Raw genomic sequence first — 23,667 nt, 5'->3', positions numbered from 1 at the left:
GACCTGTCCCCGAGGTGCCGGTGGAGTTCCTCCCCGGCCGGGGAGGAACTCCTCGGGCACTCAACCGCGCGCTGTGGCGCGCGAGGACGTGAGTAGGACGAAGGCGGTGGCCGCGACGCAGAAGGCCGCCAGCAGCATCAGGGTGACGTCGAGCGCGTGGGCGTAGTCGCCGTTGCTTCCCACCGCGGGGAAGAACAGGGTGCCCGCCAGGGCCACGCCGATCGCTGCGCCACCCTCCTGGGCCGTGTTGAGCAGACCGGACGCGGAGGCGGCGTGCTCGGGTGCAGCCGATCCGAGCACCAGGTTGGAGAGCGGGCCCGTGGTCAGTCCCATGCCGATGCCCGCGACGACGAGCGGGGGCACCAGCCACAGCACCGAGCCGCCCATGCCGATGCGGGAGACCACCAGCGCGAGCAGCACGTAGCCGGCACCGAGGGTGACCGGGCCCAGGGCCACGCGGCGGGCGACCGCGTCGGTGAACCGGGACGAGTAGATCGAGGAGGCGAAGTAGCCTCCGCCGACGGCGAGGAAGACGGTGCCGGAGCCCAACGCGGACAGCCCCCGGCCGAACTGGAGGTAGAGGGCGAGGATGAAGAAGAACGACCCCATGGCGAGGAAATAGCTGCCGGTCGCGGTCAGGCCGAGGGTGAAGGTACGGGACCGGAAGAGGGCGGGCTCGATCAGCGGGCCCCGGTCGGCCGCGGCGAGCCGGCGCAGGTGCCACACGGTGATCGCGATGAGGACGGCCGAGCCGGCCAAGCACTCCCAGCTCCACACCGGCCAGTCCCGCTCGCCGCCTTCGACGAGCGCGAACACCAGGAGGCCCAGGGCCGCCGAGACGAGGAGGGCACCGACGAGGTCCAGCCGACCGCCCGCCGCGTTCTTGGACTCGGGGATGGCGCGGCGGACGAAGGCCAGGGCCACCGCGCACAGGGGGAGGTTGATGAGGAAGATGGTGCGCCAGCTCAGTCCGGCGATGTCCAGCGTGATCAGCGCACCGCCGACCAGTTGCCCGAAAACTCCCGCCATGCCGATGACCAGGCCGTACAGGGCGAACGCCTTGGCCCGGTGGGCTCCTTCGTAAACAGCCCCGATGATGCCCAGTACCTGCGGCACCATCAGCGAGGCGGCGATGCCCTGAACGACTCGGGCGACGATCAGCATTTCGGCGCCGGAGGCAAAGCCACAGGCGGCGGAGCTGAGTGCGAAGCCCACCATGCCGAGTACGAACATCCGCCTACGGCCGTAGAGGTCGCCGATGCGTCCGCCGGTGATGAGACCCGCGGTGAAGGCGACGCCGTAGCCGACGACCACCATCTGGCCCTGCGTCGGACCGGCGTTCAGGTCGGCCTGGATGGAGGGGACGGCCACGTTGCCGATGAAGAAGTCGAGAACGGTGATGAACGTGCCGACCAGTACGACGATCAGGGCGGTGGACGCCGGCTTCCGGGAGTCGTCCTCCATGACCAGATGGGGACTTGTTTCGGAGGTCATACGGTGTGCGCTCCTGTCATAGGTTCCCGCGCCCCGGGGCGCGGGAGGTCGTACCCTCAAGCCTGTCGACTCCGCCCACGGGTGGCAATTACGTCCGAGGTAACGCCAATCCATCGCGACGGAAACACAACGTCCGCGCGCGCGGCGCGTGTTCGCGTCGTCGGACGCCCGGAGGGCCCCCGCTCGCGCCGTCCGCCGCCCGGAGGCGCGGCCCTCGTCCGGGCGGGGTGGCCGCGGCGGTGATCAGCGGCCGGCGATCACCAGGTCACCGGCAGCCGGGTCACTCCGTGGAACACCGTCCCCCGGCGGAAGACCTTCTGCGCGTCCTCGGCGAGGGCCAGCCGGGGGAAGCGCGTCATCAGCGAGCGCAACGAGATCTCCATCTCCAGCCGGGCGAGCGGCGCCCCCTGGCAGTAGTGCGGGCCGTAGCCCCACTGCAGGTGGGATCCCGCGTCACGGTCGACATCGATCATGTGCGGGCAGCCGAAGACCTTTTCGTCGTGGTTGGCGGCCGGGATCGAGATCACCACCGCGTCCCCGGCGGCGATCGACACCCCGCCCAGCTCCATGTCCTCGGTGGCCTGGCGCAGGATGGCGTCCTGCGAGATCGACCAGTAACGCATCGACTCCTCGACGTAGCGGGGGATGGCCGCCCCGTCGTCCGCGACGACCTTGGCCCGCAGGCCGTCGTCGAGCAGCAGGCTGAGGATGTTCAGCGCGATCTGGTTGGTGGTGGTCTCGTGGCCCGCGACGAGAACCAGGCGGGCGACCCCCACGAGTTCGTCGAGGGTGATGGCGCCGGGAGCGAGGTACTTCTCCGCGAGCCTGCTGATGAGGTCGTCGTCGGGGTGCTGCAGCTTGAACTCCGCCAGCCGGGCGAGGTACTCGCTCATCTCGACGAAAGCCTCGTACGCCTTCGCCGGGTCTTCCTGACTGATCGTGGTCCTGGTCTTCTCCACGAAGAAGCCGGAGTCCTCCGACGGGACTCCCAGCAGCCGGGCGATGACCAGTGTCGGCAGTTTCCGGGAGAACGCGTCGTGCAGGTCGGCGGGTTGCGGCAGATCGGACAGCTCGTCGAGGAGCTCGTCGGTGAGCCGCTGGATCGGCTCCTCCAGCCGCCGTATCCGGCGCAGGGTGAACTCGTTCTGGATCATGCCGCGCAACCGGGCGTGTTCGGGGTCGTCCAGGCGGAGGTAGGAGCTCGGGTTGCTCCCCGGCGGCAGCTGGATGCGCACCGGTGCGCCCGGCCGACGTTCGTCGGCGCTGAGCCGGGGGTCGGCGAGCGCCTGCTTGACGTCGGGGTACCGGGTCACCAGCCAGGCGAGCCGGGACTGCTCGGCGCCCTCGGGAAGGCGTACCACACACGGGGGCTGCTTCCTCAGCTCTTCGAGGATGAGGGGAGGTGCACCGTCCTCGGTGCGCGTGAAGGGCCAGTCCAGTACTTCCGGGGCCGTTTCGAGGGGCATGGGGGTACCTCTTCTCTTTCGGGTGGGCAGGGCCGGAACGGGCGGGCTTCGCGTACGACGTGCGACGCCGGTCCGGCGGAGCGGGCCGGCGGTGGATCGGCCGGGTGACGTATGCGCGTACGTCACCCGGCACGCGTGAAGTTGCCGGACACGGGCGGGAGCCCACCGGGCGGCCCCGGCCGTGTCACTCAGCGCGGCAGACCCACGTACGCCCCCATCCCGGCCGCCGCGTAGGTGAAGAACGCTTCGGGATCGGCGGCGACGCCCGCGATGTGGCCGTACACGTCGAAGGCGACCATGCCGTGCAGTTGGGTCCAGGCGACCAGCATCCGGGCGATGACCGGCTCGGGAAGCCCGTTGAGCAGGCCCTCGGCCAGCGCCGAGACGTTGGCGCGCATCCCTGCGGACAGGGCGGGGTCGTCGTCGTGGCTGTTCAGTCGTCCGTCTTCGCGCGCTTTGTGCAACACCCCGAGCAGGGCCAGCACGGTACGGGCGCCCGCCGCCATCGTCTCGGGCGGGGCGCTGTAACCGGGCACGGGCTGCCCCCAGATCAGGGCGTACTCGTCCGGGTGGTCCAGCGCCCAGCGACGGACCCCCAGACAGATGGCCGTCCAGTGTTCGATCGGGCTCGCGCCCTCGGCGACGGCCGCTGCGGACGCCGCCTCGGCGCTGTCGCTCATCGCGGAGTAGGCGTCGAGGACCAGAGCGGTCAGCAGGTCCCACTCGCCCGGGAAGGACTTCCCGGCGAGCTCGGGGTCGGTGCCCGACGCCGCCGCGATGTCGGCGAGGTCGAGAGCGACCGCACGTCGTCCGGCCAGACGGCGAACGGCCTCTCGGGTGATACGGGTTCGGATTTCGTCGGTGCGCAGATCTGTCATTCCACCAGCATCGTCACCGGTGGCTCCGGCGTCGATTACCACCGAGGTAAGCAACCGCGTCTCAGCCCGCGGCCGGCACAGCGCGCTCCAGGTGCCGGTTGAAGTCCGAGGTGACCGCCAGTGCGTGCTGGTCGATGAAGAAGTGGCCGCCGGAGAACTCGCTGTGCCCCAGGTGACGGGGGCTGATGGGGACCCATGACTCGAAGGCACCCTCCTTCTCCATCAGAGCGTCGTTCCGGCCTCCGTAGGTGACCAGCGGGCAGTCGACGGTGGCCGCCCGGTCGACGCGCCGGGAGCAGACCGCCAAGTCCGAGCGGAGTGCCGGGATGACCATCCTCAGGACCTCGGGGTTGTCGTAGATCTCCGAGGGGAACGAGCCGAGCCGCTTCATCCAGTCGATCAGCTCCCTCTCCGGCATGTCCACGTCCTTCTCCGTGGGATTGAAGAACCCTTCGGGCGCCCAGCCGGAGACACCGAGCAGCACCGGACCGGTGACTCCGTCCTCCTTCAGCCGGACGGTCAGGTGGTAGGCGAGCTGCGCGCCGAGGCAGTGGCCGAAGAAAGCGAAGGGCCGGTGGTCCAGTTCGGCCGTCACCGCTTCGTACAGGGCGTCCAGCAGAGGTTCCCACTCGGTGAACGCCTCCTCCGCCGAGCGTTCCTGCCTGCCCGGCAGAGTGAGGGCCTGGATACCGATCTCGCTCGGCAGCAGTCCGGCCCAGTCGCGGTAGATGATGGCGCCGCTCCCGGCGTGCGGGAAGAGGAACAGGCGGACCCGCGCCTCCGGTTCCACCTCGGCGGGCTGGAACCACTGGCCCGCCGTGGCCGTCCGGCCGGTGACAGTGTCGCTCATGGGGGTGTACCTCCAACGGGTTCGGGAAGTCGGTGCGACGCGGGCCCCTGCGGGGAAGCCGGCACGACGCGGACTTGGTTCAGGAAAGTCGGCGCAGCGCGGGCGCGATGGCGCGGGCGATCTGCTCCAGGTGCGGAGCGGGGGTCAGCGAGCCGACACGGAGCACGATGTGCCGGGCGCCGGCCCGCACGTACCCGGCCAGCCACTCGGCCACCTCCTCGGCTTCGCCCCAGGCGTACGCCTGGATCGAGGCCATGAAGTCGAGGGAGCGCCCGTAGTAGTGCTCGATGTAGTGCTCCAGCTCGCGCCGGGCAGCCGCCCGGTCGGGGCCGAGGGTGACGGTGGCGTACAGCCCGGGAGTGATCGCGTCGGAGGGGCGGCCGTGCTCGGCCGCGAGCCGCTGGATCTCCTGCCATGCCGTGCCGTATGCCTCGGCCGACGGGAGGAAGGGCAACCAGCCGTCGTAACGCCGGGCGACCCGGGACAGCACCCTCGGGGTGTCGCTGCCGGCGAGCCAGAGCGGAGGACCGCCCGGCCGGTTCGGCGGCGGCAGCCGGTCCAGGCCCTCTGCCTGCCAGTACTTTCCCTTGAAGGACGTCGGCGCGTCGGGGAGGGTGGCCTGCCACGCGGTGCGCCACAGGTCGGCGTTCTCGTCCAGGCGGCCGACCCGGCCGGTGAACGGTACGCCGACGGCGGCGAACTCCTCCTCCGTCTCGGGCAGGGGGAAGCCGGAGCCGAGGCCCAGGACCAACCGCGATCCGCACACGTGGTCGAGGCTGGCGAGCATGTTGGCGCCGATCAGCGGGTGCCTCAGGGCCGGGGTCAGGGCGGCGGTACCCAGGGTGATGCGGCTGGTGGCCGCCCCCGCCGCGGCGAGTACCACCAGGGGGTCGAGCCGGGGACGGGCCGTGAGGGAATCCCCGGTCCACAGGGAGTCGAATCCGTAGGACTCGGCCGCGCGGGCGAACTCCAGCAGCGGATTGGCGCCGAAGTCACCCGTCATGGCCTGTTCTCGAGTCGGCAACAGGACACCGATGCGGGTGGTCACCGAACTCACCTCCATTCTCTGTCGTGAAACTGCGGTCGGGTGGGCGGTCAGACGGACGGGCTGGGCGTGGGCGAGGCGGTGGCCGCGCGGAGTTGTTCCCGCACCTCGCGCCGGAGGATCTTGCCCGCGGGGTTGCGGGCAAGATCGTCGAGGACGTGGAAGGCGACCGGGACCTTGTAGCCGGCCAGCCGTCCGTGGAGGAAGAGCAGCAGTTCGCGCGGGGTGGCCCGGAGACCGGGGAGGAAGGTGACGCAGGCGTGGACGGCCTCTCCCCACTCCTCGTGGGGGACGCCCACCACCGCGGACTCGGCGACCGCCGGGTGTTCGGCGAGTGCGCGCTCGACCTCCGCGGGGTAGACGTTCTGTCCGGCCACGATGATGGTGTCGCTGAGCCGGTCGCACAGGTAGAGGTACCCGTCCGGGGCCAGGTAGCCGATGTCGCCCATCCGCACCCAGTCGTCGACGATGGTGCTCGACGTCGCCTCCGGAAGGTTCCAGTAGCCGAGCATGCGGGCCGGGGTGCGGACGCACACCTCACCGAGGGTGCCCGCGGGCACCGGACGGCCCGCGTCGTCGACGACCTTCACCCCGGTGCCCGGGCATGCCAGGCCCGCCGACCGCATCCGGGGGTCACCCACGACGTGGGCGCTCGGCGGCAGGCAGACGACCACCGTGCCGGTCTCGGTGCTGGCGTAGATCTGGGCGAGATCGCAGCCGAGCATCTCCATGCATCTCCCCAGCAGGGACTCCGAGATGGGTGCTCCGCCGTAGGCGACCTTGCGCAGGGACGCGAACGTCTCCTTCGTCACGCCCTGTTCGTCCAGCATCATCTGCAACTGGGCAGGCGCGGCATAGGTGATGGTCACGCCGAGCTCCGCGGTCAGCCGGACGGCCTCCTGCGCGATGTACACGCGCATCACGACGTTGGTGGCACCGGCGTTGATGCCGTGCATGAACCAGGCGAGCCCGGCGATGCCGAAACCCGGCAGGGAGATGAGGCTGACGTCCTCGGGCAGCCAGTCGATCCAGTCCACGCCCGCGTCCCTGGACGCGGCCGGCAGCGTGAAGAAGCTCCGGTGCGCCAGCACGACTCCCTTGGGGCGACCGGTCGTTCCGCTGGTGTAGATCTGCACCACGGCGTCGTCGGGCCGGGCGGCCGGGCCGGGCGGCTCCGTGCCGGGCGACCCGGCCCACCACGCCCGCATCCCGGCACCGGGGTCCGGATCACCCGGCCGGTCGGTGACCACCACGTGCCGCAGATCCGGCAGCCCGATGCCGACGCGATCGACGATGTGGCGGAACTCGGACTCCACGAAGAGGACTTCGGCGCCCGAGTCACCCAGGATGTGATCCACCTCGGCCGCCGTCAGGCGCCAGTTGACGGGGATGAGGACGGCTCCCACCTTGGCGCAGGCGAGGATCGCCGTGTAGAAGTACTCCGATTCGCGGCCGAGGAAGGCGACCCGGCTGCCCGGCCGGATGCCCACCGAACGCAGGGCGTGGGCGGCCCGGTTGGTGTCGCGGTGCAGGTCGGCGTAGCTCGTCCTGCGGTCCTCGCAGATGATCGCCGGGTGGTCCGGACGGTGGTGGGCCTGGGTGGCGGAGGTGGCGGTCAGTGTCCAGTGGCTGGGTGCTTCCACGGTTTCTCCCGGGTCTCAGGCGCTCTGCGCCGCGGTGAGCCGCGCGTGGAGGAATTCCGCCACGTGCTGCGGCGAAGGGTGGTCGAAGGTGAGGCTTGCGGGCAAGGGCACCCTCAGCAACTTCTCCAGGGCGGACCTGAGTTCCAGTGCCATCAGTGAATCGAGGCCGAGGCCCAGGAAGGGTGTGGCGAGGTCCAGTTGACCGGGGTCCTCGGCGTGCAGCACCGACGCGACACTGGTGAGCACCAGTGCGCCGATCTCGGCAAGCTGCTCCGGGGCCGGTTTCGCCAGCAGGGCCGCCAGGTCGTACCGGGACGGGGCGCCGTCCTCCTCACGGCGCACGACGCGCGAGTACAGGGCGTTGTCGAGCAGCTCCGGCGCCAGCGCGGACCAGTCCAATTCGCCGCCGATCCACTGTTCGTCGGCCGGGGAGGTGAGCAGCACGGTGAGTTCGCGAAGGGCCCGTGCGGGCGAGAAGAGGCGGATGCCGCTGCGCCGCAGTTCCTTGCCGAGGTTCTCGTCCAGCCGGGCGGACATGCCGACTCTCCCCCACGCGCCCCAGTTCACCGACAGGCCCGGCAGTCCCTGTCCGCGGCGCCAGGCCGTCAGGGTGTCGAGGAAGGCGAAGGACGCGGCGTAGTGCGCCTGGGTGGCTCCGCCGATGACGGCGGACAGGGAGGAGTGGACCACGAAGAAGTCCAGGTCGGGCAGGCCGAGGCTCGCCTCGTGCAGCAGCCAGCCGCCGTACGCCTGTGCGCCGAGCTGCGCGTCGATGTCCTCCCAGGTCATCTCGGATATCAGCGAGGTACCGTCGGTCCCTGCCGCGTGGACGATCCCGCCCACCGGAACGGGAGCCTCCCGGAGCCGGCGCGCGACCTCGGCCATGCCGTCGGGCGACGCGACGTCCGCCCGCACGACGGTCACCTCGGCCCGGGCCGACAGTCCGGCCAGGGCGTCTTCGGCCGCTCCGGGGGCGGGGTGCCCGCTGCGGCTGAGCAGGATCAGGTGCCGGGCGCCGAGGTCGGCGAGCTTCTGGGCGGTGACGAGCCCCAGTCCGCCGAGCCCGCCGCTGACCAGGTAGGTGCGGTCGGGGCGTACGGGGACGGGTGACGGGTCGGGGGCGGGGGCCGGCAGCCGTACCGCCACCGTGCGCCCGCCGTCGGCCTGTCGCAGCGCCTCGTCGAGTTCGTCCAGCGTGTACGTGTCGTGCGGCGGTGCCAGGCTCTCGCCGGTCGCGGCGGAGGTCACCTCCGAGGAGGACACGGTGACGGTGGTGCGCAGGGTGCCCGGCCCGGACACCCGGACCGTCGCGCCGACCCGGCAGGAGGTGCCGGGGCCGACGGCTTCGACCGTACCGACGGCCTCGGTGCCGCGCGGGGCCCCCGGTTCACCGGCGGCCAGGCGTACCGTCTCGATCCGTATCCGCGCCTCGCCGGCCCCGGGCGACGGGGCGTCGGTCCGGACCGCCCCGCCCGGACCGGTCGGCTCCTCGAACCCGTCGGGCAGCGGGCCGGCGGAACCGCTCAGGACGCGGCGTACGTACCGCCGGTCGCCCCGGTAGGCGATCTGGTACTCCCCCGTGTCGGGCGCCCGCAGTTCGGCGGCGAGCACGCCCGGGTCGGTGTCGGAGCCGAGGTCCACCAGGGTGGCCCGGTGCTGGGGCTGCTCGTTGAGCAGGGCGTGGACGAAGCCGGAGAGGGTGGCAGCCGCGAGGCGCCCGCCGGTGCCGGGTCGGTCGCCGGGCACCCACTGGGCCGCTTCCGAGACCACCCACAGCCGGGGCGGGCGGCCCGTCCCTGCGTTGGCCAACGCCTGCGTCACTGCCAGCAGTTCACGGTAGTTGTGCTCGCACTCGGCACGGAGCCGGGCGGCCGTCATCGGGGTGTCGGACGAGGTCCAGAACCAGCACACGTCGGTGGCCCCGGATCCGGCGAGCGCGGCGGTGAGTCCGTCCGCGCCGGACACCGGTACGACCTGTACGCCTTCGGCCGCCAGTCGCGCGGCGGCCGGCCCGGTGAGGCGACCGGCGTCGGACACGGCCAGCAGGATGCGCTCGGCGGCGTCCTGCCCCGGCTCCGGGCTCTGCCGCAGCCACCGTTGGCGGTGCAGGAACGCGGAACCCCGCCCGCTGACGGGCGGCATCAGTTCGACTCCGGTCAGCTCGATCACCGGTGATCCGTCCGCCAGCAGAAGCAGATCGGCGCGGCTGCCCCCGCCGTCCACCGGCAGGACACGGGCCACGAGCCGGAGCACGGAGCTGCGCGGCTTCTTGAACAGCCGGACCCGTCCGATGCGGGTGACGGTCAACGCCGGACCCCCCGGTTCGAAGGCCGCGACCGCGTGCAGCGCGCTCTCCAGCGTCTCGGGCGGCAGCTGCTCGACGGCAGAGGCGGGGCGGCAGATCAGCTCGGCCGTCACGAGGCCGTCGGCGTGCCGCGCCACCCAGGACAACTGCCGCATCCGGGGACCGAGGTCACGGTCCACCGAGGCGAGGTCGGTGTGGACGTCGAAGCCGTCGGCCCGGTCCTCGACGACCGGCTCGCGGTCTGCGAGCGCCAGCAGTTCCGCGATGCCGTCCCCGGGGCCGTCGCCCCCGGCCGGGGCGCGTCGGTCCAGCACGGCGGTGCAGAGCAGCCGTTCCTCTCCGCCGTCACCGGCGCCTCGGCCGACGACCTCCACCGACGCGGAGCCGCCGGTGTCCTCGACGGCACGGGTGCGCAGCACGGTCGCGGTGCCGGCGGGAAAGGCCGACGGTGCTGCCAGGACGATGTCGCGGAGGTCGCTGCGGGTGTGGCCGTCGACCGCGTCCGCCAGGGCGAGGAGCAGTTCCACGTACGAGGCGGCGGGCAGCACCGGCGTGCCGTCCGGCCCGGGGTTGCCGGCCGGCCACGCGGGCGAGCCGGGGGACAGCTCGGTGACGAACTCGTGGGGTACGGGTCGGGCGGCGCCGTCCGGTCCGGGGCCGTCCGCGGCCTCCCGGGGCATCGTCGCGGCACGGCCGAGCAGCGGGTGGACGGCGGGGCCGGAGCCGGTCGCGGCGGAGGGGCCGGTCGCCGGGAGCCAGTAGCGGCGGCGCTGGAACGCGTAGCCGGGCAGGGTGAGTTTGGGCCTTTCGCGCCCCAGGTGCACGCCGGGCCAGTGCACCGCGAGTCCGGTGGTGTAGAGGCTCGCGAGACCGTGCAGAAGGGTGGTCGCACCCGTGCCCGCGTCGCGGCGGCGGAGGCTGGTGAGCCAGACGTGATCCTCGGCGGCCAGGCACTGGCGGGCCAGGGCCGTCAGCGCGCCGGAGGGGCCTATCTCGACCATGACGTGCCGGCCGCGCTTGCCGACCGCCCGGATGCCGTCGAGGAACCGCACCGGTTCGCCGATGTGCCGCACCCAGTAGTCGGGGGTGGCGATCTCCTCGTAGCGGGCCGTCGCACCGGTGGTGTTGGACACCAGCGCGATGGTCGGGCGGTGGAAGGTGATACCGGCGACGGCCTCGCGGAACTCGTCGAAGACCTCACTCATCAGCGGGGAGTGGAACGCGTGGGACACGGCCAGCGCGTCCGCCCGCAAGCCGTCCTCGCGCAACCGCGCGGCCAGCTTCTCCAGCGGTTCGCGGGCACCGGACACCACGCACTGGGCCGGGGCGTTGACGGCCGCCAACGCCAGATCCTCGTACGCCGCCAGCAGCGGGACCACGTCCTCCGCCGCCGCGTTCACCGCGATCATGCCCCCGGGCCGGGTCACCGACTGCATCAGCCGGCCGCGTACGGCCACCAGGGTGACGGCGTCCTCGACGCTGAACAGCCCCGCGACCGCGGCGGCCGTCACCTCTCCGATGCTGTGCCCGATCAGCACGTTGGGCCGCACACCCCAGGACATCCAGAGCCGCGCGAGGGCGTACTCCAGCGTGAAGAGAACCGGTTGGGTGAACTCGGTCCGGTCGACGAGCGCGCGGCCGTCGGGGTCGCCGCCGGAGTGCGGCTCCGAGTCCAGCAGCAGGCTCTTCACGGAGACCTTCAGGTGGGCGGCGAACAGCCGGTCGCACTCGTCCACGTGCTCACGGAACACCGGGAAGGTGCGGTAGAGGTCCGCGCCCATCCCCGGGTATTGGCTGCCCTGGCCACTGAACAGAAAACTCACCTTGCGTACGCGGGAGTTCGCGCCCGCCTCCCGGCCCTGCCCGGCGTCCAGCAGCCGCAGCAGCGCCTTCCGGTCCGCCACCGGGCCGGCCAGACGGTGCGCGAAGTGGGACCGTCCGACGTTGGTGGTGTAGCAGAGCCGGCCGATGTCGGCGTCGGGGTGTTCGTCCAGATAGCTGCGGAACGACTCGATCTGGGCGTTCAGGGCCTGCTCGCTCTTGCCGGAGAGGGTGAACACGTTGATCTCCGGACCGTGTTCTCTCTCCTCGGGAGCCACCTGCGGCTCGGCTGCCTGCTCCAGCACTGCGGCCGAAATCGTCCCGGCGAAGCCGAAGCTGTTCACCACCGCGCGGCGCGTTCCCTCCGGCCAGGCCATGGCGCTGGTGGGCACGGAGACGGGGAACGTATCCCAGGGGATGCGGGTGGAGGGAACGTGGAAGTTGAGGTGGGGGAAGACGGTGCCGGAGCGCAGCTGCAGGACTGACTTGATCACTCCGACGATCCCGGAGGCCGGCTCCATGTGTCCGAGGTTGGTCTTGACCGAACCGACGAGGAGGGGGCGCTCCTTGGTGTGCGAATCGGCGAACACGTCCTTGATGGCGCCGAGTTCGATCGGGTCGCCGAGAGGAGTGCCGGTGCCGTGCGCCTCCACGTACTGGATGTCGGAGGGGGTGAGACGGCTCGCCGCGAGCGCGTTGCGGATGGTCAGTTCCTGGGCGGGGCCGTTGGGCACGGTCAGGCCCGCGCTGTCGCCGTCCTGGCCGATCGCTGTGCCCCGGACCAGGGCCAGCACGGTGTCGCCGTCACGCTCGGCGTCGGACAGCCGTTTGAGGACCACCAGACCGCAGCCCTCGGCCCGGACATAGCCGTCGGCCGAGTCGTCGAAGGTCTTGCACTGGCCGTCCGGGGCGAGCATCTGGCCGTGCGAGAACATCACCATGATGCGCGGGCTGTGCAGGGCGTTGACCCCGCCGGCGAGAGCGATGTCGCACTCGCCCCGCCGCAGCCCCTGCACGGCCATGTGGAGGGCGCACAGCGAGGAGGAGCAGGCGGTGTCGACGCTGACGCTCGGTCCGCGCCACCCGAGGAAGTAGGAGAGCCGTCCGGCGAGCGGGAAGAGCGTGATGCCGGAAGCGAGGTGTCCGTCCAGCTCCTCGTACGGCAGGGTGTCGAGTTCCAGCGCGTAGTCGATGGAACTCGCGCCGATGTAGACGCCGCCGTTGGAGCGGCGCAGTCCCGCCGGGTCGATGTTGGCGTTCTCCAGGGCGTGCCACGCGGTCTCCAGCAGCATCCGCTGCTGGGGATCGATGTACTGCGCCTCCTTGGGCGAGATGTTGAAGAACGGCGCGTCGAACAGGTCGATCCGGTCGAGGAATCCGCCACCGGTGGTGTGGATTTTCCCCTTCTCGCCGGCCTCGTCGGGGACGAACCGTGACGCGTCCCAGCGGTCCTGCGGCAGCGGCCGGATGCCGGAGCGTCCCTCGCGCAGGAACTCCTCGAATTCCTCCGGGGTGCCGCAGTCCCCGGGGAAGCGGAGACCCATGCCGACGACGGCTATCGGCTCGTACTTCTCCAGCAGCAGCTGCTCGACAGTCTCCTGCCCGGCGCCCACTTCCTCGGCGGGGCGAGGCGGGTTTGCGGTCTCGCGCGGCATTCCGTGTCTCCTGTTCTGCTCGGGACCGGTCGGGACGGGGTCGACGATCTTGGGACGGCGGTCGCGTGGACCGCGGGGTGCGGGGCGGACGCTGACGTGGAGGGGACCGGTCAGCCGGAGGCGGGTACCGGCGCGGCAGCGGGTGCGGGTACCGGTGCAGCGGTGGAGTCGGCCGCGAGGACGGTCTCCGTCAGGTGGTCGAGCAACTGCTCGACCGTGGGACGGTTGAAGAGCAGCGTCGCGTCGATGTCGATGCCGAGCCGCTGCTCCAGCGCCTTCTTGACCTCCATCAGGCGCAGCGAGGTCATTCCGAGGTCGAAGTAACTGAGTTCCTGGTCCAGTTCGTCGTCGTGCTCCATCAGGAGCTGCCTTCTGAAGAGAGCCACTACCAGCTCCTCCAGCTCTTCACGCAGCTCCAGGGGCGGCAGTCCGCGCATTCGGGCTCCGACATCCACAGTGGGTCGCCTCTCTGTCGTGCGTCCGTCGCGGCACGAGGGGGTCTGACGGGAGCCGATGGAACCAGCAGTGCCTGACACCGCACTGATCCGGCGCCCGTGGGGGCCCTCCCGTCAGCGGCGGGTCAGCGTCACGTCATCCGCGGAGGCCACATTCACGGGGTGGCCCGGTGGTGAGCCCCGTCGTGAGCGGCGCGCGGTACCGCTCCGTGCCGCCCGCGCCGGCCGGGAGCGCCGTGCATCTCCCCGCCGACCGAACCGAGACGGAGTTGGGCCCATGACCGCACCACGTGCCGCCCTACCGCGCCGAGCACTGATCGTCGCCAATCCCACCGCGGGAACCACTGGTGAGCCGCTGATCGAGGAGGTGACCGAAGTGTGCGGGAAGTGGCTTCCCGAGGTACGGCTGCACCGCACGACCCGGCGGGGTGACGCCACCCGGGAGGTGACGGAGGCGTGCGCGGGGACGGCGCCGCCCGATCTGGTGGTGGCGGTCGGGGGTGACGGCACGGTCCACGAGGTGGTCGAAGCGCTGGCGGGCGGTCCGGCCGCCCTGTTCATCGTCCCGGCCGGTACCGGCAACTCCGGTTACCGGATGCTCTGGGGCGACCTGCCCTGGCGCACGGCGCTGCTCGCGGTGCTGGGCGCCACGGACGGCCCTTCCCCCGAGGCCCAGGTGCGCCGCGTCGATCTCGCGGAGCTGGCCGAGAGCGGCGAGAAGGTCTTCCTCGGGGCGTGCTCGGGGGTCATCGCCGAGGCTCTGGTCACCGCGCGCGGTATCGCGCTGACCGGCCGCAGGCGCTACGCGGAGGCGTTCCAGCGCACCGCCGAGGCCTTCATTCCGTACCCGGGCCGGGTCACCGTCGACGGAGTGGTGCTGCACGAGGGTCCGACCGTGCTGGCGAACGTCGGCGGCGGCCGGTACCGCGGTGGCGACTTCCTGGTCCTGCCCTGGTCCGAACCGGACGACGGCCTGCTGGACGTCTGCGTGGTGGGCGGCGAGGTGGCACCCACCCGGGTGCCCGAACTCACCAGGACGGCGGCCCACCTGAACCTGCCGGGAGTGTTCTACGGACGCGGACGGCGGATCCTCGTCGAGCGCCTGGACGGCGCACCGCTGGTGTACGAGCACGACGGCGAACTCCAGCCCGCCTCGACCTCGGGCATGACCCTCGACGTGCTGCCCGGCGCGCTCCTGGCCTGGAGCGCCGGGGCGAGCGTGGGCGGACCCCGCTGAGGCGGCCGGGCCGCACCGGCGCCCGCGGCACCACGGGCGCACGGCGGCACGGCAGAGACCTCGCCGAGACCGTCCACCGAAGGGACAAGAGGATGACCCCCCTGGAAGAGCTGGCCGACTGGGCCTCCGGGCTGACGTACGACGACATCCCCTCACCGGTGCGCTCGCTGGCGACCAGCCAGGTGCTCTCGCAGCTCGGTTCGATCCGGGCGGGCCTCCACCATCCGCTGGGCCGGCGCATCGTCGCCGCGTTCGGCGATCCCTGGCAGGACGATCCCCGGACGGGTGCCTGCGTACTGGCGGGGCTCGGCTCCTGGCTGAACCTCGACGACACCGCTTATGCCGGTCATCTCTCCAACTCGACGGTGGCGGTTCCCCTCGCACACGCCCTCGCCCGTGGACTGGACGGTGCGGCGCTGATCACCGCCGTGGTGGCGGCCAACGAGTGCGCGGCCAGGATCACCGCGGCGGCGACACTCGGACCGCTGCGCGGCCAGAGCGCGGTGCACACCCACCTGGCGGGCGGCGTCGCGGGGCGACTGCACTGCGAGGGCGCGTCGGCCGCCCGCTGGACGGACGCCCTGGGGCTCGCCTTCGCGATGCCCAACTGGCCACTGCACCGGGCCTTCCTGGCCAGCGACGCACGCCTGTTCAACGCCTTCACCCCGGTGCGCTCCGCCATGGACGCCTGCGACGCGGCGGCAGCGGGTCTGCGGGGCGCACCGGACATCCTGGAGCATCCGGACGGCTTCCTGGCCCGCTTCGCCTCCGTCCCGCTGCCCGGCGAGGTCCACGAGGGCCTCGGTACGCGCTGGTACACCCACACGCTCTCCTTCAAGGCCCGTCCGGGCGGCCCCGGCATCGACGCCGCGGTGGACTGCGCGATCGAACTGCACGACGTGCTGGGTCCGTTGCGCGAGGAGGACGTGGAGGAGGTGGTCGTGGAGGCGTCGCTCTACACCCTCTTCGCGGGGCGCACCGCCGAACGGTACGTGACCGGGCCCGACGCCCCGCTGGGCGCGCTGGTCCTGCACACCCCCTACCCGGTGGCCACCGCGCTGCTCCAGGGCGGTCTCACGGTGGACGACTTCGCCGCGCCCCGTCTCGCCCTCCCGGAACGCTGGAAGCTGGCCGAACGGGTCGTCCTGCGGCACGACGAGGACTTCACCCGGGCGCTGTTCGGTTCGGTGGCACCCTTCGGGGAGGCGGTACGCCGGGCCGGTGCAGCCGCCGGACCGTGGCTGAAGGCGTTCGGTGGGTCGGCGACGGAGAGGCTCGCGCTCACCGCGTGCGGACCGGGCGCGGACCGGGCCGACGACTTCTCCGACGCCACGAAGGCGACCCCAGCCCGGGTGACCGTACGGATGCGGGACGGCCGTACCGAGAGCCGCGAGCGCCTGGTGCCGATCGGTGCGGCCGGCCCGCACACCCGGGCCGGGCACGCGCGTCTGATGAGGGAGAAGTTCGTCTCGCTCGGCGGTGCGCCGGACGTGGCGCGGGCGGCCTCCGAGCTGGATGGCATGGACGGCGCCCGGCTCGCGGACTGGCTCCGCGCGAGCCTCGACTGACGTCGGCGCCGACCTCCGTACGGAGGTCGGCGGCAGCGCGATTGCACACATGCGGTGGCCGAAGACGGCTCGTGGTGGATCTCCGGACGGCCATATCGGATAACGTCCTTGGCATGACGACTGCCATGACCAGGACGGTCGATGACGTGAATGTCGGGAGCTTGCTGCGGGGCTGGCGCAAACTGCGGCGCATCACCCAGCTCGAGTTGGCTCTGAAGGCCGACAGCTCCACACGCCACATCAGCTTCATCGAGACCGGCCGTTCCACGCCCAGCAGATCCATGGTGCTGCATCTGGCCGAGCAGCTCGACGTTCCCGTACGGGAGCGCAACTCGCTTCTGGTGGCGGCGGGATACGCCCCCTCGTTCCCGGAGACGCCGATGACCGCCCCGGCGATGACACCGCTGCGGGCCGGTCTGGAACAGCTGTTGACCGCCTACGAGCCCCACCCCGCCCTGGTGATGGACGGGATGTACGACGTGGTGGCGGCGAACAGGGGCGTGCAGATGCTGCTCGAAGGGGTGGCCGGCCACCTGCTCCGGCCACCCATGAACGCCATGCGTCTGACCCTGCACCCGCAGGGCCTGGCCCCGCGGATCCGCAATCTGGCCGAGTGGCGAGGCCATCTGCTGGAGCGGATGGAACGACAGGCCGCGCTGCGCTCGTCCGACGCGCTGCACAGCCTGTACGAGGAGGTCGCCGCCTATCCGTCGCCGGCGGGCGGCGCCCCCCCGGCCGAGGCCTGGCGCGGGGAGGGGCACTCCGCCGCACCGCATCCGTACGCGCTGCCGCTCCGGATCGAGGCGGGGGGCCGCGTGCTGTCGTTCATCTCGACCGCGACCACCTTCAACACGCCGATGGACGTGACCGTCTCCGAGCTGGCGGTCGAGACGTTCCTGCCCGCCGACGCGGAGACGGCCGCCGTCCTTCAAGCGGCACGCTGAAGGGTGCGGGTCACGCTCCCGGCAGGCGGTCCAGGAAGCCGGCGACGCTGGTGATGCGGCCGTCGTCGGCGAGCGTGATCACGTCGAAGCCCGCCGCGGGAGCGGAGCCGTCCGCGGTGGAGACCAGGTCCCACGTGAAGCGCACCAGGTTGTGGTGGGCGTCCGGCGTGCCGGTCAGCTTGAACTCGAAGCCGGGGAACTGCTGGTGGGCGCCGTCAATGGCCGCGGCGATCCCGTCGTGGCCCTTCACCTCGGCGAGCGGGTCGGTGTAGGTGCCGTCCTCGGTGAACGCGGAGGCGACCGCCTTGGCCAGCTCCTCGGGGGTGGCGGCGTTCCAGGCGGTGAAGTAGCGCTCGACAGCGTCCTCGTGCGTGGTCACAACGGTGTCCTCTCGTCTGTACGGGTGCACCCGGGGGGCGCGGTTTCGACACGCCGACCGCCTCGTCGGCGGTGGCGGGTGGCGGGAGGGGAGATGAGGTGCCCGCGCCGTGACCGGCGTTCTCCGCCCCGACGCGACGCGGCGGGACAGAGCATGCCGGGGGCACGGAATGCTCTGTCCCGCCCTGCCTGCGCCCTCAGTCTGGCGCGCACTTTCCGAGCGGTCGATTACCGCTGGGGTAATGCTCCGGAGCCGACCGGATCACCGGGCGTTACCGCGCCGCCGGAGGCCGCGGCACGATGACGGCCTGGGTCTGGGTGGTCTGGCTGACCCGGCGCCCGCGATCGTCGTAGACGTCCGTCTGGACGACGATGAGGGTGCCCCCGACGTGCAGTGGCCGGGCTTCCGCCCGTACCGTGCCCTGTCCCGCCCCCCGGAAGAAGTTGGTCTTCGACTCGATCGTGGCCGTGCCCGCGCCCTCCGGCAGGTTGAGGTAGCCGCAGACCGCTCCGACAGTGTCGGCGAGCGTCATCAGCGCTCCCCCGTGCAGCATGCCGCCGGCCGTGCAACGCCCGGCCGACCATTCGAGCAGGCCGCGCGCGATTTCCGGGCGGGCCTCCGTCAGCACCACCCCCGACTCGACGGCGTAGGGCATCTCGGCGAGCAGACGGGCGGCCAGGTCTGACGTGGGGGAGGCGGAGACGTCGGGGTCGGACATCTGGAACACCTTTCGCACGGTGGTACCGGTGGGGTGGACGGGAGGCACCCTACTCCGGCACCCGGGCGGCCGAACATCAGTTGGGTGTCAGTGACGGGTCAGGGGCCCTTGCGACGATCGGTGCGATTCGGCGGCCGACCGTGCCGGTGAGGGCGCCCCGTGCCCTCGCGGAGACCCGTGCGTGCTCCCGGCGTCACGGAGGCCGATCCCCTCCGGCGCGGCGCGCCGGAACATCACCGGACCCTCTTCGAAAGGCTCATCATGCTGCTCGACGGAACCAGTGAGGGCAGCCCGCCCGCCCGCTCCGCCCCCTCCGACGCGGCGTCGAAGAGCACGTCCAGTGCTGCCCCCGGAGGCGCGGGTCCTCGGAGTTACCCGCTCTACATCGCCGGGAAGGACGTGGACGGCGACGGCTGGGTCTACACGATCAGCGGGCGGGCGCTCCTGGAAGATGTCTTCACCAGCGTCTCCCTCAAGCGCTCGCTCGAACGACAGCCCGACTCCCCCGAGGCCAACCACCCGTACGTGGTCGGCCGGTGTGCCATCGCGAACGGGGACATGATCGACCTGGCCAGCGAGTCGGCGGCCGCCGCGGCACCGGGATGGGCCGCCCTGCCGCTGGACCACCGGATGCGGCTGGGAACCCGGTTCCGGGAGGAACTGGTAAGCCGCCAGGACGAGTTCATCGACATGCTGACCGCCGAGGCGCACCCGGCCAAGCTGGCCCGCTGGGAGCTGAGCTGCCTCCTCCAGATCTACAGCGAGGAGAGTCTGGGGTGGTACCGGCAACAGATGCACAGCGAGTTCCAGCACGCCGGCCGGCGGTTGATCGTACGGCGGCAGCCGGACGGTGTGGTGGCCTTCAACCCCCCGCAGAACGCGCCTCTGCCCAGCGCGGCCCTCGGTGTCCTCTGCCTCATGGCCGGGAACGCGGTCGTGATGCGGGCTCCGCGGAGCATCGCCCTCAGCACCATGTGGCTGATGCGCGACGTGGTGGCCCCTCTGCTGGATGAGCTCGGTGCTCCGCCCGGCACCCTCAACGCGGTCTGCAGCAACCCGAAGCAGACCATGGACAAGTGGGTGGACAGCCCTCTGATCGACGACATCTTCTACATCGGCGACAGCGAACAGGGGCTGCTCCTGGAACAGAAGTGCGTCGCGAACGGCAAGAAGCCCATTCTCGAACTGGCCGGCAACGACGGCATCGTGGTGTGGCACGACGCCGATGTGCAGCTCGCCGCCCAGGCGGTCACCGAGGCGTTCTACGGCTCGGGGCAGATCTGCATGGTGCCCAACTACGTGCTGGTCCACCCGCGGGTCGCGGACGAGCTGCTGGCCGCGGTCAAGGAGCAGGTGGCCCTGATCCGGCCCGGCTACCCCGAGGACGAGGACGTGCTGCTCTCCCCGGTCCGCCGCAGCGAACGCTTCTTCCGGCTGCTGCGCCAGGCGACCGAGAACGGCGCCGAGGTGGTGACCGGTGGCCGGCGCATCGAGATCGACGGAACCCCCTCGGAGACGGGCGTCTTCCTCGAACCCACCGTGGTCAAGGTGTCGGGCCTGTCCCGCGCGCGCACCTACGACCTGGTGCGTACGGAGACTTTCTTCCCACTCATTCCGGTGATCGTGCCCGAGGAGGGCTCCGACGAACACCTGCTCGACGCCTTCCTCGACTTCGTGAACAGCAACGAGTTCGGCCTGCGCAACTCGCTCTGGTCCAGCTCGGACGCGGTGATCGACTTCTTCGTGGGCCGTGTCGTCAACGGCGGTCTGCTGAAGGTCAACGACTCGCACATCGGCTTCCTGCCCTATCTGCCCAGTCACGGTGGAACGGGCCTGACGGGCGGGGCCTTCGGCGAGGCCAACTACCCGATGGTCAAGACCTCGCACGTCCAGGGCGTGAGCATCGGGCGGGGCATCAGCCCGCACGAGGCGGTCTTCGGTACCTGAGCGTCCGCGGGTGCCGGGGCGCGCGCCCCCGGCACCCCCTCCGCCGCGGCTCTCCGCCCCCCTCCGTTCTCCGTCCTCCGTCCCGCGCGGCACCGCGCCGCACCGCATCCCTGTGCGCCCCGCACCACCCCGTGCGTACGCCCGTCCCGGCTCGTGTCCGGGCCCGGCGCGTCCGGAACCCGTTCCCGTGCTCCGCCGATCCAGGAGGTCTCCCGTGCGCTCCCTCGACCAAGCCCGCGCCGTGTGCGAGCGGTACCACCCCGGGCTGCTGCAAGAGCTCGCCGCGATCCCCTACCCGGAGCGGGAGCAGCCCGGCAGCCCGACGATCGACCTGTTCCGCAAGCACGGCGGCGGAGGGTTGCTGGTGCCGCGGGAGTACGGCGGACACGGAGCCGACCCGCTCGATGCCCTCCGGGTCCAGCAGGCCGTCGGTGCCCTCTCACCCTCGCTGGCCGCCGCCACCTCCATGCACCACTTCACCGCCGCGATGCTCTACTCGCTCGCCGGCGAACGGGACCGGCTCACCCCGGAGCAGCGGGAGCTGCTCGGCCGGATCGCTCCCGACGGACTCCTGATGGCCTCCGGCTGGGCCGAGGGCCGCACCCAGCAGAACGTCCTGGTGCCGTCGGTGACGGCCCGCCCGACCGACGGCGGCTACCTGCTGACCGGGGTCAAGAAGCCGTGCAGCCTGTCCGGTTCGATGGACCTGCTGACCGCCAGCATCGCGGTGCCCGGCGCCGGCGGCGCGGCCGAGCTCGCGCTGGCGGTGATCCCGGTGCCGTCGAAGGGGCTCTCCGTCCACCCGTTCTGGGGCAGTGACCTGCTGGCCGGGGCGGAGAGCGACGAGGTGCGGCTGACGGACGTGTTCGTCCCCCGGGAGATGGTCGTCCTGACCTCCGCCGAGGACCCGCACCGGCTGGCCGATCTGCAGACGGCGGGCTTCATCTGGTTCGAGACGCTCATCTCCGCCGGCTACGTCGGCGCCGCGGGCGCCCTCGTCGAGGCGGTCGTCGACGGCGAGCGCGGCGTCCCCGCCGAGCGGGCCGCCCTCGCGCTGGATTCGGAGGCCGCCCTGGCCCTGCTGGAGGGCGCGGCCCGCGCCCTCCAGCAGGGGCTGTCGGGCGACGACGCGGTGGCCGGTGTCCTGGTGGCCCGTTACGCGGTGCAGGACGCCCTGCCCCGGATCGCGGCCCGCGCCCTGGAGCTGCTCGGCGGGCTCGACTTCATCCGCTCGGGCGACCACGCGCAGCTCGCGGCGTCCGTACGGGCCCTCGCCTTCCACCCGCCGTCCCGCCCCGCCTCGGCCGAGGCGCTGCTCGGCTACTTCGGCGGATCGCCCCTCGAACTCGCCTGATCCGTCGCGCGGAACGTATCCGCTCCCCATCCGACCAGTCTGGAGTGAGACAGCCGTGACCGTGATCCAAGACAACCGGGCGGACACCGAGGCGGAGATCCTCGGCCTGTACCGAGCCCACCTCAGCAAGGGAAGGGCCACCCTGGCCGAACTCTTCGGCAGCCACATGGAAGTGGAGTCGTCCGGGGCCTGGCTGACCACCAGCGACGGCGAGCGCTTCCTGAACGCCGGTGGGTACGGCGTGTTCATCATGGGCGCCCGGCATCCGATCGTCATGGAGGAGGTGGAGCGGCAACTGCGCACCCACCCCACCGCGACGCGGATCCTGCTGGAGCCCACGGTGGCCCGTGCCGCCGAAGCGCTGGTGTCCGTGATGCCGCCGGGCCTGGACCGGGTCCACTTCTCGCTCTCCGGTGCCGAGGCGGTGGAGACCGGTCTGAAACTGGCCCGGGCAGCCGGGTTCCGGCGGACCGTGTCCATGGCGGGCGGCTACCACGGCAAGACGCTGGGAGCGCTGTCCGCCACCGCGAAGGAGGTCTACCAGAAGCCCTTCCGGCCGCTGGTGCCCGGCTTCACCCATCTGCCGTTCGGTGACGCCGCAGCCCTGGAGGAGGAGCTGTCCGCCCACCCGGGCGAAGTCTGCGTGATCATCGAGCCGATCCAGGGAGAGGGCGGGGTGATCATCCCCGCCCCGGGCTACCTGAAGCAGGTCGAGGCCCTGGTCCGCGAGCACGGGGGTTTCCTGATCCTCGACGAGGTGCAGACGGGCTTCGGCCGGCTCGGCGAATGGTGGGGAGCGGACACCGAGGGCGTGGTCCCCGACGTCCTGCTGACCGGCAAGGCGCTGGGCGGCGGTGTGCTGCCGGTGTCCGCCGCGGTGGCCACCCGGGCGGCGTTCCGCCCCTTCGACAAGGACCCGTACGTCCACACCTCGACCTTCTCCGGCCAGCCGCTGCTGATGGCGGCGGTGCAGGGCGCCATCCGGGCGGTGAAGGAGGAGAGGCTGGTGTCCCGGGCCATGGACCTGGGCGCCCGGCTGCTCCCCCGGATCAGCGAGATCGCGTTCCGCAACATCCCGGAGCTGGTGGTCGACGTACGCGGCCGGGGCCTGCTGATCGGCGTGGAACTGGTCGAAGCCGGTCTCGCCGGTGAGCTGCTGATCGAACTGTTCAACCACGGGGTCGTGGCGAACCACTCGATGAACGGGAGCTCGGTGGTGCGGTTCACGCCGCCGGCCATCCTGACCGACTCCGAGATCGAGTACCTCTGCGACTCCTTCGACAAGGCCACGCGCGATCTCGTCCGTGGCTCGGCCAGGATGCCGGAAGGCGGCAAGTGATCATGCGACACGTCGAGCTGGAGTCCCGTATACCGTCCGAGCGGGCCGGGACCGTGTACGAGGCGATGGGCCACTGGGAGAAGTACCCGGACCTCGCCCCGCACGTCAACAAGACCGAGGTGCACGCGGCACCGCCGTCGGCGGAGTGCAGCTCCAGTTGGGAACTGCACTTCCGCAGCGGCCTGCTGCGGTGGACCGAGCGGGACGACTTCCGCCCGGACGCGCTGGAGATCGGCTTCGAGCAGACCGACGGGGACTTCGACAGCTTCACCGGAACCTGGACGATGCGTCAGGACGGCGACGAGGTGGTGCTCACGTTCGAGGCCGACTTCGACTTCGGCATCCCCAGCCTCGAAGGCATCCTCGACCCGATCGCCGAGCGCGTCATCCGCGAAACGGTGGCCTGGGCGGTCCTGGGGCTGTTCCCTGCGGCCCGGCTGATCGGCGAGAACACCGCGGACATCGCTCCGCCGGACGCCCTCACGGTCTGACACCCCTCCTCCGCACGGGAACGACGCGCCCGCTCCCCGGCTCCGCGCTCCGGCGAGCCCCGCGGGCCCCTCCCAGTC

The 23,667-nt window shown here is 71.6% G+C and carries 17 protein-coding genes; 7 read left to right on the top strand and 10 right to left on the bottom strand.

Annotated elements, in window-relative coordinates; genetic code table 11:
- Window positions 1-60: 60 nt before the first annotated feature.
- From ACFYPN_RS08080 to ACFYPN_RS08045, 8 genes are all read right to left on the bottom strand, one after another.
- Window positions 61-1,494 (bottom strand): MFS transporter, encoded by a 1,434-nt coding sequence (locus ACFYPN_RS08080; protein ID WP_389297305.1) that lies wholly within the window; start codon window positions 1,492-1,494, stop codon window positions 61-63.
- A gap of 257 nt (window positions 1,495-1,751) precedes the next feature.
- Entirely contained in the window at window positions 1,752-2,960 is a 1,209-nt protein-coding gene (locus tag ACFYPN_RS08075) for a cytochrome P450 (RefSeq protein WP_358763364.1), read from the bottom strand.
- A 188-nt stretch (window positions 2,961-3,148) separates the two neighbouring features.
- A complete protein-coding gene (locus tag ACFYPN_RS08070; RefSeq protein WP_358763362.1) occupies window positions 3,149-3,838 on the bottom strand; it encodes a TetR-like C-terminal domain-containing protein in 690 nt (229 codons plus the stop codon).
- Between the two features lie 61 nt (window positions 3,839-3,899).
- Window positions 3,900-4,688, bottom strand: a complete 789-nt coding sequence (locus tag ACFYPN_RS08065; RefSeq protein ID WP_358763360.1) for an alpha/beta fold hydrolase — start codon at window positions 4,686-4,688, stop codon at window positions 3,900-3,902.
- A 79-nt stretch (window positions 4,689-4,767) separates the two neighbouring features.
- Window positions 4,768-5,751 (bottom strand): LLM class flavin-dependent oxidoreductase, encoded by a 984-nt coding sequence (locus ACFYPN_RS08060; protein ID WP_389297302.1) that lies wholly within the window; start codon window positions 5,749-5,751, stop codon window positions 4,768-4,770.
- A 32-nt stretch (window positions 5,752-5,783) separates the two neighbouring features.
- Window positions 5,784-7,376 (bottom strand): long-chain-fatty-acid--CoA ligase, encoded by a 1,593-nt coding sequence (locus ACFYPN_RS08055; protein ID WP_389297300.1) that lies wholly within the window; start codon window positions 7,374-7,376, stop codon window positions 5,784-5,786.
- A 15-nt stretch (window positions 7,377-7,391) separates the two neighbouring features.
- A complete protein-coding gene (locus ACFYPN_RS08050) occupies window positions 7,392-13,157 on the bottom strand; it encodes an SDR family NAD(P)-dependent oxidoreductase (protein ID WP_389297298.1) in 5,766 nt (1,921 codons plus the stop codon).
- A gap of 110 nt (window positions 13,158-13,267) precedes the next feature.
- Window positions 13,268-13,594 carry an acyl carrier protein gene (locus ACFYPN_RS08045; protein ID WP_389297296.1) on the bottom strand — a complete coding sequence of 109 codons (327 nt, stop codon included), beginning with the start codon at window positions 13,592-13,594 and terminating at the stop codon, window positions 13,268-13,270.
- Window positions 13,595-13,889: 295 nt separating this feature from the next.
- Here ACFYPN_RS08045 and ACFYPN_RS08040 point away from each other — a divergent pair, with 295 nt between their 5' ends.
- From ACFYPN_RS08040 to ACFYPN_RS08030, 3 genes are all read left to right on the top strand, one after another.
- Complete coding sequence (locus tag ACFYPN_RS08040; RefSeq protein ID WP_358763351.1) at window positions 13,890-14,849, top strand: diacylglycerol kinase family protein; 960 nt, start codon at window positions 13,890-13,892, stop codon at window positions 14,847-14,849.
- A 92-nt stretch (window positions 14,850-14,941) separates the two neighbouring features.
- The gene (locus ACFYPN_RS08035) at window positions 14,942-16,417 is read left to right on the top strand and encodes an MmgE/PrpD family protein (protein WP_389297294.1); all 1,476 of its coding nucleotides are present in this window, start codon (window positions 14,942-14,944) and stop codon (window positions 16,415-16,417) included.
- A gap of 125 nt (window positions 16,418-16,542) precedes the next feature.
- Window positions 16,543-17,361, top strand: a complete 819-nt coding sequence (locus ACFYPN_RS08030) for a helix-turn-helix domain-containing protein (RefSeq protein WP_389297329.1) — start codon at window positions 16,543-16,545, stop codon at window positions 17,359-17,361.
- A gap of 10 nt (window positions 17,362-17,371) precedes the next feature.
- Here ACFYPN_RS08030 and ACFYPN_RS08025 read toward each other — a convergent pair whose 3' ends face one another.
- Both ACFYPN_RS08025 and ACFYPN_RS08020 read right to left on the bottom strand, forming a co-directional pair.
- A complete protein-coding gene (locus ACFYPN_RS08025; protein WP_358763347.1) occupies window positions 17,372-17,740 on the bottom strand; it encodes a nuclear transport factor 2 family protein in 369 nt (122 codons plus the stop codon).
- Between the two features lie 271 nt (window positions 17,741-18,011).
- Window positions 18,012-18,458 carry a PaaI family thioesterase gene (locus ACFYPN_RS08020; RefSeq protein ID WP_358763345.1) on the bottom strand — a complete coding sequence of 149 codons (447 nt, stop codon included), beginning with the start codon at window positions 18,456-18,458 and terminating at the stop codon, window positions 18,012-18,014.
- A 261-nt stretch (window positions 18,459-18,719) separates the two neighbouring features.
- On the opposite strand from ACFYPN_RS08020, the gene ACFYPN_RS08015 reads away from it, so the two are divergent.
- The 4 genes from ACFYPN_RS08015 (at window position 18,720) to ACFYPN_RS08000 (ending at window position 23,589) form a co-directional block, all read left to right on the top strand.
- Window positions 18,720-20,405 carry an aldehyde dehydrogenase family protein gene (locus tag ACFYPN_RS08015; protein WP_358763343.1) on the top strand — a complete coding sequence of 562 codons (1,686 nt, stop codon included), beginning with the start codon at window positions 18,720-18,722 and terminating at the stop codon, window positions 20,403-20,405.
- A 214-nt stretch (window positions 20,406-20,619) separates the two neighbouring features.
- A complete protein-coding gene (locus tag ACFYPN_RS08010; protein ID WP_358763341.1) occupies window positions 20,620-21,759 on the top strand; it encodes an acyl-CoA dehydrogenase family protein in 1,140 nt (379 codons plus the stop codon).
- A 55-nt stretch (window positions 21,760-21,814) separates the two neighbouring features.
- Window positions 21,815-23,098, top strand: coding sequence for an aminotransferase class III-fold pyridoxal phosphate-dependent enzyme (locus ACFYPN_RS08005; protein WP_358763339.1), 1,284 nt, complete (start codon window positions 21,815-21,817; stop codon window positions 23,096-23,098).
- 2 nt (window positions 23,099-23,100) lie between these two features.
- Window positions 23,101-23,589, top strand: coding sequence for an SRPBCC family protein (locus ACFYPN_RS08000; protein WP_358763337.1), 489 nt, complete (start codon window positions 23,101-23,103; stop codon window positions 23,587-23,589).
- The last annotated feature ends 78 nt before the right edge of the window (window positions 23,590-23,667 follow it).

The organism is Streptomyces sp. NPDC005576 (genome assembly GCF_042871745.1).
GTDB lineage: Bacteria > Actinomycetota > Actinomycetes > Streptomycetales > Streptomycetaceae > Streptomyces.
The sequence above is the reverse complement of the archived record's forward strand: the minus strand, read 5'-3'. Positions and strand labels throughout refer to the sequence as shown.